Here is a 12,207-nt window from a genome sequence, read left to right as displayed (position 1 = left end):
TCCCCGGCGGGGCCGGGTGCGGGCCCGCCGGGGACGCGCCGGTGGCCGCCGGGGCGCCGGCGCACGGCACAAAAGACGGCACCGGCCCGAGGGGCCGGCGGCCGCAGACACGGATGGGGAGTCCAGTCGCATGAACCAGATACCGCTCGTCGACCTGAAGGCGGCGCACGCCGAGGTCGCCGAGGAGTTAAAGGCCGGATTCGACCGTGTGCTGGCCGGCACGGCCTTCATCGGCGGGGCGGAGGTCGAGTCCTTCGAGCGCGAGTACGCCGACTTCGCCGGGGTCCGGCACTGCGTGGGCGTCGCCAACGGCACGGACGCCCTCGAACTGGCCCTGCGGGCGAGCGGGGTCGGCGTCGGCGACGAGGTGGTGCTGCCCGCGAACACCTTCATCGCCACCGCGGGCGCCGTCGCCCGGATCGGCGCCCGCCCGGTGCTGGTCGACTGCCTTCCCGACACCCTGCTGATGGACCCGCAGGCCGCGCTGGACGCGGTCGGGAAGGCCACCCGCGCGGTGGTGCCCGTCCACCTGTACGGGCAGTGCGCGGCCGCCGCGGAGCTGGCGCAGCGGCTCCCGTCGCACGTGAAGGTCGTCGAGGACGCGGCGCAGAGCCAGGGCGCGACCCGTGCGGGCCGCTCCCCCGGCAGCGGGACGATCGCGGCGACCAGCTTCTACCCGGGCAAGAACCTCGGGGCCTACGGGGACGCCGGCGCGGTGGTGACCGACGACCGGGAGCGCGCCGACCTCGTACGGGCCATCGCCAACCACGGCGGCGTCGCCAAGTACCGCCACGACGTGGCCGGGTTCAACAGCCGGCTGGACGGTCTGCAGGCCGTGGTCCTGCGGGCGAAGCTGGCCCGCCTGGCGGAGGGGAACGCGGCCCGCCGGACCGCCGCCGCCCGCTACGACGAGCTGCTCGGCGATCTGGCCGCGGCGGGCCGCGTCACGCTGCCGGCCACGGCGGAGGGCAACGTCCACGTCTGGCACCTGTACGTCGTACGGATCTGCGGAGCGGACCGCGACACCGTCGTCGGCAAGCTCAACGCGGAGGGGATCGGCGCGGGCGTGCACTATCCGGCCCCGGTCCACCTCACCGGGGCCTTCGGCCACCTCGGCCACGGTCGCGGGGACTTCCCGCACGCGGAGCAGGCGGCGGACCGCATGCTCTCCCTCCCCCTCTTCCCGCAGATCACCGCCGCCCAGCAGCAGCGGGTCGTGGAAGCGTTCTCCGACGCCCTGCGCTGATGCGCGCCGGCGTGACACCGATGAGGTCCACATGAAAAGACGGACAAGGTCGCTGCGCTACGGTCTGTTCACCGTGGCGGCGACCCTGATGGCCACGGTCCTTCCCCCGGCCGCGGTGGCCGGCGCGGCCGACCCCTGCGGCCCGACGACGAACGCGGTCGTCTGCGAGAACTCCAAGCCGGGCACCCCCATGGGGGAGTGGTTCGCGCCGAGTGCGTACGGCGACATCAAGGGCTTCCCGACCCAGGAGAGCGTCCAGGCCGGCGACACCCTGCAGTTCAAGATCCAGTCGCCGACGCCGTACAAGGTGTCGGTGTACCGCCTCGGCCACTACGGGGGCGCCGGGGCCCGCCTGATGTCGACCGCGGCCCAGGCCGCCCAGACCTACCCGGCGAACGTCGCACCCGGCGGGAACCCGGCCGCCTGCACCACCAAGGCGTCCACCGGCCTGGTCGACTGCGGCAACTGGCCCACCACCGCGACGTGGACCGTGCCGGCCGACGCCGTGTCGGGCCTCTACGTCGCCAACTTCGACCAGGCGGACGGCAACGGCGTGATGCCCTACCCGTTCGTGGTCCGCAAGGACTCCAGCACCTCCGACATCGTCGTGCAGACCAGCGACCAGACCTGGCAGGCGTACAACAACTACGGCGGCCAGGACCTCTACGACGGCGGCGGCCCGGCGCCCGACGGACGGGCGTACGAGGTCAGTTACAACCGGCCCATGGACATCGGCGGGGACAACGGGATCTACGGCTCCGAGTTCCAGATGGTCGCCTGGCTGGAGCGCAACGGCTACGACGTGAGCTACATGTCCGGGATCGACATGTCGGTGCGCGGTGCGACGCTGTTGCAGAACCACAAGGTGTTCATGTCCTCGGGGCACGACGAGTACTGGACCCAGGACCAGTTCACCAACGCCCTGAACGCGCGCCGAGCCGGACAGCACCAGACGTACTTCGCCGGCAACGAGATCTTCTGGAAGACCCGGCTCGCCCCGAGCATCGACGGGACGAACACCGCCAACAGGACGCTGGTCTCGTACAAGGAGACCAAGCTGTCCTTCCCGCAGCCGAACGGCATCCCCGACCCGAGCGGGATCTGGACGGGCACCTTCATGGACCCGGCCAGCGCCACGGGCGGGCGGCCCTTCCAGCCGCAGAACCAGCTGACCGGTTCGATGTTCAGCGTCAACGGCTACCGCAGCGACGCGATCACCGTGCCGGGCACCTTCGCCAAGCAGCGGCTGTGGCGCAACACCTCCGTCGCGAACCTGACCCCCTCGCAGACCGCCACGTTCCCGCAGGGGACGCTCGGCTACGAGTGGGACAGCGACGTGGAGAACGCCAGCCGGCCGCCCGGGCAGATCCAGATGTCGTCCACGACGGTCGACATCGACGACGGCAAGCTCCTGAAGGACTACGGCAACGTCTACGGCAACGGCACCGCCACCCACAGCCTGGTGGCCTTCCGCGACCAGACCTCGAACGCGCTGGTGTTCGGCGCGGGCACGGTGCAGTGGTCCTGGGGCCTGACCAACATGCCCACCTCCAACCCGGACGACACCGTGGTCACGGCCGACAAGCGGATGCAGCAGGCCACCGTGAACGTCTTCGCCGACATGGGCGTGCAGCCCAAGTCCCTGCAGAGCGACCTGGTCGCCTCGACCGCCTCCACGGACACCACGGGCCCCGGCATCACCGTCTCCAGCCCGGCGGCGAACGCCACCGTCCCGGCCCTGCGGCCGGTGACCGTCACCGGTACGGCGACCGACACCGGCGGCGGCGTGGTGGCCCGGGTCGAGGTGTCCACCGACGGCGGGACCACCTGGAAGGCGGCCACGGGCCTGGCCGGCTGGAGCTACACGTGGACGCCCACCGCTCCGGGCCCCGTGCAGATCAAGGTGCGCGCGGTCGACGACAGCGTCAACATCGGCGTGACCACCACGGTCGCGCTGACCGTCGGCCCCCAGCAGTGCCCGTGCACCGTGTGGCCCGCCGCGGCCGTGCCGGGCACCGTCAACGCCGGTGACGGCAGCGCCGTCGAGCTCGGCGTGAAGATCCGCGCCTCGGTGCCCGGCTCCATCACCGGCGTCCGGTTCTACAAGTCGCCCGCCAACACCGGGACGCACACCGGCAGCCTGTGGAGCAGCACCGGCCAGCGCCTGGCCACCGGCACCTTCACCAACGAGACCGCGTCCGGCTGGCAGCAGCTGAACTTCTCCAGCCCGGTGCCGATCAAGCCCAACACCACCTACATCGCCTCCTACTTCGCACCGAACGGCGGCTACTCCTTCGACAACACCTTCGCCTCCGGCGACGCCGGCCTGGCCCCGCTCACCGCGCTGAAGAGCGGGACCGACGGCGGCAACGGCGTCTACCGCTACAGCGGGACGGGCGGCTTCCCGAACAAGGCCTCGTCCGGCAGCAACTACTGGGTGGACGCGGTCCTGGACACCTCGGGCGCCAGCACGACCCCGCCCACCGTCACCGGGACCTCGCCGCAGTCCGCCGCGACCGGCACCCAGATCACGGCGGCGGTGACGGCCACCTTCAGCACGGCCGTCGACGCCGACACGCTCACCTTCACCGTGAAGGACGCGGGCGGTGCCACCGTCCCGGGCGCCAAGGTCCTCGGCGCGTCGAACAGCGCCACCTTCACCCCGTCCTCCGAACTGGCCCTGAACACCACGTACACGGCTTCCGTCCAGGCGTCCGACCTGTGGGGCAATGCCATGACCGCGCCGGTCACGTGGAACTTCACGACCAGTGCGAGCCCGCCGGCCGTGAACTGCCCCTGCACCCTGTGGAGCGGCAGCGCCACCCCGAGCACCGCCAGCATGGGCTCCGACACCAACTCGGTGGAGCTGGGCACCCGCTTCCAGTCGGCGGTGAACGGCTACATCACCGGTGTCACCTTCTACAAGGGCCCCGGCAACACGGGCACCCACACGGGCAGCCTGTGGTCCGCCTCCGGCACCCTGCTGGCCACCGGCACCTTCGGCAGCGAGACCCTGACCGGCTGGCAGCAGTTGCAGTTCGCGACGCCCGTGCCGATCACGGCGGGGACCACGTACGTGGCCTCCTACCACGCCCCGAACGGCAACTACGCCGTGGACGGCGGCTACTTCAGCGGCGCCCACCGCTCCTACCCGCTGGTGGCCCCGGCCGACGCACCGGGCAGCGCCAACGGGCTCTACAAGTACGGCTCCGCGACGGCGTTCCCGTCGAACACCTTCGGATCCGTGAACTACTGGGTCGGGCCGATCTTCACCACGACCCCGCCGAACACGCTCCAGTCCTCGGACGGGTCCACGGAGGTGTCCGGCCAGTGAGCACCGTCAGCGTGGTGATCCCCTGCTACAAGTACGGCCACTTCCTGGCCGACTGCGTCAGAAGCGCCCTGGACGAGCAGGAGGGCGTGGACGTCCGGGTGCTGATCATCGACGACGCCTCGCCCGACGACTCCGCGGAGGTGGCGCGCGCGCTGGCGGCGGCCGACCCCCGGATCGAGGTGCGGGTCCACGAGCGCAACCAGGGCCACATCGCGACCTACAACGAAGGGCTGCTGGAGTGGGCCGACGGGGACTACGTCGCCCTGCTCTCGGCCGACGACCGGCTGGTGCCGGGGGCCCTGGTCCGCGCCGCCGCCCTGCTCGACGCCCACCCGGAGGCCGGCTTCGCCTACGGCAGGCCGCTGCGCTTCCAGCACGGCGGTCCGCTGCCGCCGGCCCGTACCCGGTCAACCGGTTCGGTGGTCTACCCGGGGCGGTGGTGGCTGGACCGGCGGTTCCGGGAGGGCACCGGCTGCATCACCTCGCCCGAGGTGGTCGTCCGTACCGGCCTCCAGCGCAAGGTCGGCGGCTACGATCCGGAGCTGCCGCACGCCGGTGACATCGAGATGTGGATGCGGCTCGCGGCGCACGCCGACGTGGGCTACGTCCAGGGGGCCGACCAGGCCTTCTACCGCGTCCACGGGGCCAACATGTCCACGACGGACTTCGGCGGGCAGCTCGACGACCTGCGCCAGCGCCTGATCGCCTTCGACTCGGTGCTCGCCAAGTGCGGCGGCCTCCTCCCGGACTCCGACGGGCTGGCGGTGGCGGCGCGCACCCGGCTCGCCCGGTACGCGCTGCGGCGCGCCTACCGGGCGTACGACCGGGGCCGCACCGCGGTGGTGCCGGTCGACGAGCTCGTGGCGTTCGCGGCCGAGTGCCTGCCCGACGGCTACACGTCGCTGGCCGAGTACCGGGCGCTGCGGCTGCGCCGGCGGATCGGTCCGCGCGTGATGCCCTACCTTCAGCCGCTGGTGCTGTCGGCGGTCGCCGACCGGGGCCGCGAGTGGCTGTGGTGGCGGTCCTGGAAGCGCCGAGGGATCTGATGCCCCGTCTCCCCCGGTTCCACCGGCGGGTCCTCGGGACCGGCGGCGGCGCTCTCGCGCCGGCGCCGGTCCCGGCGTGTCAGGAGCCGGTCGGTCCACAGTGTCGCGGCGACGCCGCAGACCACCGCCAGCAGGGCCGCTCCGGCCAGGGACCGCGTCCGGTCGCCGGTCCGCGCGACCGCGTGGGGCTGCACCAGCAGGTGCACGCTCATCCGTGCCGCGTCCGGGATGCCCTGCTGCGTCTGGAGTTCGGTCAGGTGCCGGGTGTAGACCTCGATGATCTTCCGTACGGACGCGTCGGCCACGTCGGGGTCGGAGTGCTCCACCTGGATCTGGAGCGAGGGGATCAGGTGGCGCGGGGTGACGCTGGTGCCGCTGTTGCGGGGCGTCATGCGGTAGGCGCCGCCGACCCCCGCCGCCTTGAGCTCGGCCGCTCCCGCGGGCGAGTCCAGCTGCTGCACGACGGCGTAGGAGACGGCGGCGAGCGGCGGCTGGAGGTTGGCGAGCTGGTTCGGCTGCCTGCTGGTCACCGGCGGCTTGAGCACGACGATCGCGGAGCTGAGATGGGCCGGTTCGGGCCGCAGCACCGCCGCGGCTCCGGCGGCCGCGAGCAGCGCCGCCACGACCAGGACGTACCAGCGCCGACGCAGCGCGCGGACCAACTCACCAGGCGACACGGGGATCCTTTCCTTCATGTCCGATCTTTGCAGGACCCGGGTAGGTCCGCCATCAAATCCGTTACCCGGCAGGGGTGTTCGTGAGCATTCGTGAATTGGTCGCGGTGCTGCGCCGGCGCTGGTACGTGATCGTGCCGGCGATCGTGCTCAGCCTGCTGGCGGCGCTCCACCTGTACCGGTCGGTGCCGGTGGCGTACCAGTCGCAGAGTTCGGTGGCGCTGCTGGACTCCTCGGCCGCCGCCAAGCTGCCGCCCGCCTTCGGCAACCCGATCTCCAACGCGGGCGGCGCCCTGGTGGTGACCGCGGACGTGCTGATCAGGACGCTGTCGGGGGCCGACGCCGCCCGTGAGCTGCACAGCCTGGGCGTGAGCGATCCCTATACCGTCGGGTTCGCCGCGAACACCTCGGGCCCGCTGCTGACCATGACGGTCACGGGCACCGACCGGGAGAAGGTGCTCGAGGAGACCAACATCCTGACCGGCTTCGCCGGGGAGCAGCTCAACGCGCTCCAGGCGGCCGCCAAGGTGCAGCCCGCGTACATGGTGCAGACCGCGCCGGTGGTGCTGCCGCAGACCCCGGTGCCGCAGCTCAAGAGCCGCTACCAGCAGGTGCTGGCGGTCCTCATCGTCGGTGTCGGCAGCGGGTTCACCCTCTCCTTCGTGGCGGACGCGCTGTCGGCCGCCCGGCGGAGCAGGCGGGAGAGTCCGGCAGAGGTCTCCGGCGGGCCGGGCCGGGCCGGCCGGCGCAGGTCCCGGGGCCGCCATGTGGACGCGACCGCGCTGCTCACCGGGTATCTGGCGCTGGCCTTCTTCATCCCGTCGAACCTGACGCTGCCGGGCCTGGGCGGGGTGGGGACCCCGGCCAACGTGTTCGCCCTGCTGGCCCTGTTCTGGTATCTGGCGACCTGGCTCGCGGGCCGGATCCGGCCGGCGCCGGGCACCCGGCTGCCCCGGGTGGCGATGTGGCTGCTGGCCGTCTCGGTGCTGGCGTCCTACATCGCGAACGCGAGCCGCGGGAGCGTGCGCAAGGAGCTCCTCGGCGCCGACCGCGGCCTGATCGCCCTGCTGGTGTGGGTGTCGCTGGTGGTGCTGGTCTCCGCCGGGATCCAGGACCGGGCGCGCCTGGACGTGCTGCTGCGCCGGGCCGTGGTGATGGGTTCGGTCGTGGCGGCCCTGGGGTTCTACGACTTCTTCACCGCGACCAACATCGCCGACAGCATCAGCATCCCGGGGCTGTCGTCGAGCGTCCCGCAGATCACGACCCTGGACCGCGGGGCGTTCACCCGGCCCCGGTCGACGACGGCGCAGCCGCTGGAGTTCGGCGGGATGCTGGCGCTGCTGCTGCCCTTCGCCGTGCAGCAGGCCTTCGATCCGGCACGGCGCCATCTGAGGGCCTGGCGCCGGTGGGCCCCGGTGGCGCTGATGGGCGGGGCGCTGCCGCTGACGGTGTCGCGCACCTCGATCATCGGGGCGCTGATCGTGATCCTGGTGATGGTGCCCCGCTGGAAGCCGCAGCGGCGGTGGACCGCGATCGGTGTGCTGGTGGGGGCGGTGGCCTGCTTCAAGGTGATCATCCCCGGGCTGATCGGCACCATCACGGCCCTGTTCGCGTCCTTCCTGTCGAACTCCGACAGCAGTACCCAGGCGCGTACGGTCAAGTACAGCGCGATCGTGCCCTACCTGGACGAGCGGCCGCTGTTCGGGCGGGGCCTGGGCACGTTCATCCCCGAGCTCTACTTCTTCACCGACAACCAGTACATGCTGACCCTCGCCGAGACGGGGTTGCTGGGGCTGTTCGCGCTCCTGTTCCTCTTCCTCACCGGCATCCACCAGGGCGGGGCGATCCGCCGGCTGGCGGTGGGCGAGTCCGACCGGGAGCTGGGGCAGGCGTTCTTCGCGTCCGCGCTCGTCGCCCTGGTCGTCAGCGCCACCTTCGACGCACTCAGCTTCCCGATGTTCGCCGGGATGTTCTTCCTGACGATCGCCGCCGGAGGCAGTTACCTCGGCTTCATCCGGCGCGCGGCGCCGAAGCCCCGATCCGTGGAGTTCCCATGTCTTCCCGCCGATCAGCATCCCCCCACTCCCTCTCGGGCGCCGGCTCCGGTCCGGTAGCGGTCCTCGTCGTCACCTGGAACAGCGCGGAGGTCCTGCCGGAGTTCCTTGCCTCGCTGCCGGAGGGCATGGCCGGGCTCGACTGGCGCCTCGTCGTCGCGGACAACGACTCCGCCGACGACACGGTGGAGGTGGTCCGCACCCTGGCGCCGGGCGCGACGGTTGTCCGGACCGGCCGCAACGCCGGGTACGCGGCGGGGGTGAACGCCGCGCTGGCGGCCGCCGCGGGGTGGGAGGGCGGCTTCCGGGCGGCCCTGGTGTGCAATCCGGACGTGCGGATGCGGCGCGGCTGCGCCGCGCTGCTCGTGGACGCGCTGGGCGAGGCGCAGCCCGGTGGGGGGCGGGTCGGGATCAGCGTTCCGCTGCTGTACGAGGAGGACGGCCGGACGCTGCTGCACTCGCTGCGCCGGGAGTCCAGCGTGACCCGTGCGCTGGGCGAGGCGGTGATCGGCAACCGCCGGGCGGGCCGCTTCCCGCGCTGGAGCGAGCTGGTCACCGACCCGGCCGCGTACGAGCGGGAGACGGTGGCGGACTGGGCGACGGGGGCGCTGATGGCGCTGTCCGGGGAGTGCCTGGCGGCGTGCGGGCCGTGGGACGAGTCGTTCTTCCTGTACTCGGAGGAGACCGAGTACTGTCTGCGGGCCCGGGACCTCGGCTTCGTGACCCGGCTGGAGCCCTCGGCGTCCGCCACCCACCTCGGCGGGGACTCGCAGGTGTCGCCGCGGCTGTGGACCCTGCTGACGGTCAACCGGGTCCGCCTGTTCCGGCGCCGTCACGGCCTGGCGGCCACCACCGCCTTCCGGGCGGCCGTGCTGCTGCGGGAGTCCTCGCGGGCCGCCCTGGGCCGCCCTGCGAGCCTGGCGGCGGCGCGGGCCCTGGCCGGGGGTTCGGCGCCGCAGGGTGCCCCGTAGCGTGGTGTCACGGATACGGCTCGGCCGGTGTCCTGTGACCGTACCCGTGGAATGGGAGGAGACATCATGAGCGAGGACGGCACCGACGCGGCGACCGAGACCTTCGTCGCCCACCGCAATCTGCTGTTCACCGTGGCCTACGAGATGCTCGGATCGGCGGCCGACGCGGAGGACGTCCTGCAGGAGACCTGGCTGCGCTGGGTGGAGGTCGATCTGGGGCAGGTGCGCGACCGGCGTGCGTACCTGGTCCGGATCACGACCCGGCAGGCGCTGAACCGGCTGCGGGCGATGAGCCGCCGCAAGGAGGCGTACGTCGGTTCCTGGCTGCCCGAGCCGCTGCTCACCGCGCCGGACGTGGCCGAGGACGCGGAGCTCGCCGAGAGCGTGTCGATGGCTCTGATGCTCGTCCTGGAGACGCTGTCGCCGACCGAGCGCGCCGTCTTCGTGCTGCGGGAGGTCTTCGACGTCGGCTACGAGGAGATAGCGGCCGCGGTCGGCAAGAGCTCGGCGGCCGTCCGGCAGATCGCCCATCGCGCCCGCAAGCACGTCGACGCGCGGCGGCCCCGGCAGGCGGTCTCGGCCGCCCAGACGCGGGCGGCACTGGAGTCCTTCCGGGGTGCGTTGGAGTCCGGCGACCCGCAGGCCCTCCTCGCCGTGCTCGCCCCGGACGTGGTCCTGGTGGCGGACGGCGGCGGCATCAAGCAGGCGGCGCTGCGGCCGATCGCCGGTGCCGAGAAGGTGGTCCGCTTCATGGTGGGCAGGATCGGCGGGAACACCAGGCGGAACCTTCCGATGTCCCTCGTGCCGACGGTGGTCAACGGCAGCCCGGCCATGGCCGTGCATCTGGGCGGGGAGCTCGACGGGATCATGACGGTCCGGGTCGAGGACTCCCGTATCGCCGGCCTCTACTACGTCCGCAACCCGGAGAAGCTGGCCCGCATCGCGTCGGAGATCCCGCTGGCGCTGCGGTGAGCGCTGCCCCGGCCCTTCCTCACTCGCCGTCCCACGCGGTGTAGAAGCTGCCGGGGTTGACCAGGTAGCGGACGGTGGGGCGGGGCAGGTGGCGTACCCGGTGGCGGCGGGCGTAGCGGCGGATGAGCTCCCAGTCCTCGCGGGGCAGTACCTCGGGGGTGCGGCGCAGCCGGCTGAAGTGCAGGGCCCGGCTGCGGCGCGCCACGAAGGCGTTGGTGTCGAGGAAGGCCTCGTGGGCGGCGCGGCGGCGGTCGAAGGGCACCGACAGGACGTCGCGTTCGGTGCCGTCGGGCAGCACCCTGCGCAGTGCGGTGTAGACGGCGTCGGGTCCGCCGGGCGTGTCCAGTGCGGCGAGGGCCTGCTCCAGGTGGTCGGGCTCCCACAGGTTGTCATCGTCGAGGAACGCCACGTACCGGGAGCGGGTGAGCCGGATGCCGACGTTGCGGACGACTCCGGCGGTGGCCGTGTTGCGGGCGAGGGAGACGGCGAACAGGCGCGGGTCACAGGGCAGTTCGGGCAGGCCGGCCCCGTCGTCGACGACGATGACCACCTGGTCGGCGACGGTCTGCGCGAGGGCGGAGCGGACCGCCGCGCGCAGTGCGTCGGGGCGGCGGTGGGTGGCGATCACGGTGGCGACCCGGGCGTACGGCGGCCGGCCTAGGAGGGTGGCGAGGCGGCTGGTCTCGGCGTCCTCGAAGCGCCGCAGCCGTACGGCGGTGGGCAGGAGCAGGAGTTTGTTGCGGGCCTCGAAGAGCACGAGCCAGCCGAAGGCCCGCTTGAGCAGTTCCCAGGGGGCCCGGGCGATACGGCGCATGGCGCACTCTCCGTCGTGGGGTGTGGGTGTCAGGAGGCTGGTTCCACGGGGCGGCCGTCGGACATGCGGTTGTCCTTCCACACGTTGCCGGCGCCGCCCGCGTTCCAGGCGGTGACCGGGCCGTAGGCGCCGGAGGCCGGATGGTACTGGGTGGAGAAGACGTTGCCGGTGACCTGGATCCCGGTGGCGCCCGGGCCGCCGCCGTAGAGCGCGTAGGCGCCGCCGGCCAGCCAGTTGTCCTCGACGACGACGGAGGAGACGACCCCGGTGTCGGCGAACAGTCCGACGGCGGCGGTGGCGCCCTTGTCCACGGGCGTGGAGTTGAGCAGGGTGTTGTGCCGGATCGTCAGCCGGCCCTTGTTTCCGCCGCCGCTGATGACGGCGTCGATGTGCTGCCATTCGCCGCCCTGGTTGCGGAAGGCGACGAGGTCGTGGACGTAGTTGTCGTGCAGGTTGCCCTGCCCCATGGAGAGTGCGTTGCCGAACACCGAGATGTCGCACCAGCCGACCTCGATGGAGCTGCCGCCCATGTTCGAGACGGCGTAGTTGACCCCTCCGTTGTCGGGGCCCTTGCCCGGTACGGCGGTGATGGTGGTGTGCAGGACCTTGAGCCCGCTGAAGCCGGGACGCAGGTTGACCCCCCACCAGTTGGTGGAGGTGATCCTGCTGTCGATGATCGTGACGTCGTTGGCGTAGATGTCGAGCGAGCCGCGGATGTCCCAGCCCTTGATGACCGTGCCGTCCTTCTTGACGGACATGTTGCCGGTGTCGTGCCGTTCGAGGGCGATCCGCGGTCCGGTGCTGTTCGCGTCGGGATATCCGCAGGCCCCGGGCGAGGTGCAGGCTGAGGCGGAGGGCGATGGTCCGCCGGTGCCCGGCGGGGCCGGCGGGGAGGGGGAGGCCGACGGGCTCGGCGCGGCGGTGGTGGGGGCGGGTGCCGCCGTCCCTGGGAGGGTGGCCGAAGGCGTCGCGGAGGGCGCGGCCTTCGGATCGCCGACCCCGGTGCGATCGGCGTCGTACAGGACGAGGACGACGACCAGCACCACCGCGGCGAGCAGCCACGCCCCCAGGCGCCTTCGGTTCCGTAACATGGCGG

Annotated in this window: 9 protein-coding genes; 6 read left to right on the top strand and 3 right to left on the bottom strand. The window is 72.3% G+C overall.

Annotation, left to right across the window (positions count from 1 at the left end):
- Window positions 1-130 precede the first annotated feature (130 nt).
- From AVW11_RS18330 to AVW11_RS18320, 3 genes are read left to right on the top strand one after another with little or no spacing between them, the layout of a single operon-like run.
- Window positions 131-1,246: a DegT/DnrJ/EryC1/StrS family aminotransferase gene (locus AVW11_RS18330; protein ID WP_076044774.1), complete on the top strand. Its 1,116-nt coding sequence runs from the start codon at window positions 131-133 to the stop codon at window positions 1,244-1,246.
- 31 nt (window positions 1,247-1,277) lie between these two features.
- On the top strand, window positions 1,278-4,580 hold the full coding sequence (locus AVW11_RS18325) for a DUF4082 domain-containing protein (RefSeq protein ID WP_076044772.1): 3,303 nt from the start codon (window positions 1,278-1,280) through the stop codon (window positions 4,578-4,580).
- Window positions 4,577-5,626 carry a glycosyltransferase gene (locus AVW11_RS18320; protein WP_030854238.1) on the top strand — a complete coding sequence of 350 codons (1,050 nt, stop codon included), beginning with the start codon at window positions 4,577-4,579 and terminating at the stop codon, window positions 5,624-5,626. The genes AVW11_RS18325 and AVW11_RS18320 overlap by 4 nt, the downstream gene beginning before the upstream one ends.
- Here the strand turns inward: AVW11_RS18320 and AVW11_RS18315 are convergent.
- Window positions 5,545-6,321: a hypothetical protein gene (locus tag AVW11_RS18315; RefSeq protein WP_199818601.1), complete on the bottom strand. Its 777-nt coding sequence runs from the start codon at window positions 6,319-6,321 to the stop codon at window positions 5,545-5,547. The genes AVW11_RS18320 and AVW11_RS18315 overlap by 82 nt on opposite strands.
- A gap of 62 nt (window positions 6,322-6,383) precedes the next feature.
- On the opposite strand from AVW11_RS18315, the gene AVW11_RS18310 reads away from it, so the two are divergent.
- From AVW11_RS18310 to AVW11_RS18300, 3 genes are all read left to right on the top strand, one after another.
- The gene (locus tag AVW11_RS18310) at window positions 6,384-8,414 is read left to right on the top strand and encodes an O-antigen ligase family protein (RefSeq protein ID WP_079250672.1); all 2,031 of its coding nucleotides are present in this window, start codon (window positions 6,384-6,386) and stop codon (window positions 8,412-8,414) included.
- The gene (locus AVW11_RS18305; protein WP_060177633.1) at window positions 8,354-9,325 is read left to right on the top strand and encodes a glycosyltransferase; all 972 of its coding nucleotides are present in this window, start codon (window positions 8,354-8,356) and stop codon (window positions 9,323-9,325) included. Before AVW11_RS18310 ends, AVW11_RS18305 begins: the two co-directional genes overlap by 61 nt.
- Window positions 9,326-9,391: 66 nt before the next feature.
- Window positions 9,392-10,297, top strand: a complete 906-nt coding sequence (locus tag AVW11_RS18300) for an RNA polymerase sigma-70 factor (RefSeq protein ID WP_076044770.1) — start codon at window positions 9,392-9,394, stop codon at window positions 10,295-10,297.
- Between the two features lie 19 nt (window positions 10,298-10,316).
- Here the strand turns inward: AVW11_RS18300 and AVW11_RS18295 are convergent, their stop codons facing one another.
- Together AVW11_RS18295 and AVW11_RS18290 are read right to left on the bottom strand one after the other, a co-directional pair.
- Window positions 10,317-11,111, bottom strand: coding sequence for a glycosyltransferase family 2 protein (locus tag AVW11_RS18295; protein ID WP_060177631.1), 795 nt, complete (start codon window positions 11,109-11,111; stop codon window positions 10,317-10,319).
- A 29-nt stretch (window positions 11,112-11,140) separates the two neighbouring features.
- Window positions 11,141-12,202 (bottom strand): hypothetical protein, encoded by a 1,062-nt coding sequence (locus tag AVW11_RS18290; protein WP_076044768.1) that lies wholly within the window; start codon window positions 12,200-12,202, stop codon window positions 11,141-11,143.
- Window positions 12,203-12,207 lie beyond the last annotated feature (5 nt).

The organism is Streptomyces amritsarensis (assembly GCF_001953875.1).
Classification (GTDB): Bacteria; Actinomycetota; Actinomycetes; order Streptomycetales; family Streptomycetaceae; genus Streptomyces; species Streptomyces amritsarensis.
The sequence above is the reverse complement of the archived record's forward strand: the minus strand, read 5'-3'. Positions and strand labels throughout refer to the sequence as shown.

Excerpts from the sequence above, each read along its gene's own strand:
- AVW11_RS18330 (WP_076044774.1), top strand. The coding sequence starts at position 131 with ATGAACCAGATACCGCTCGTCGACCTGAAGGCGGCGCACGCCGAGGTC.
- AVW11_RS18325 (WP_076044772.1), top strand. The coding sequence starts at position 1,278 with ATGAAAAGACGGACAAGGTCGCTGCGCTACGGTCTGTTCACCGTGGCG.
- AVW11_RS18315 (WP_199818601.1), bottom strand. The coding sequence starts at position 6,321 with ATGAAGGAAAGGATCCCCGTGTCGCCTGGTGAGTTGGTCCGCGCGCTG.
- AVW11_RS18305 (WP_060177633.1), top strand. The coding sequence starts at position 8,354 with ATGTCTTCCCGCCGATCAGCATCCCCCCACTCCCTCTCGGGCGCCGGC.
- AVW11_RS18300 (WP_076044770.1), top strand. The coding sequence starts at position 9,392 with ATGAGCGAGGACGGCACCGACGCGGCGACCGAGACCTTCGTCGCCCAC.
- AVW11_RS18295 (WP_060177631.1), bottom strand. The coding sequence starts at position 11,111 with ATGCGCCGTATCGCCCGGGCCCCCTGGGAACTGCTCAAGCGGGCCTTC.
- AVW11_RS18290 (WP_076044768.1), bottom strand. The coding sequence starts at position 12,202 with ATGTTACGGAACCGAAGGCGCCTGGGGGCGTGGCTGCTCGCCGCGGTG.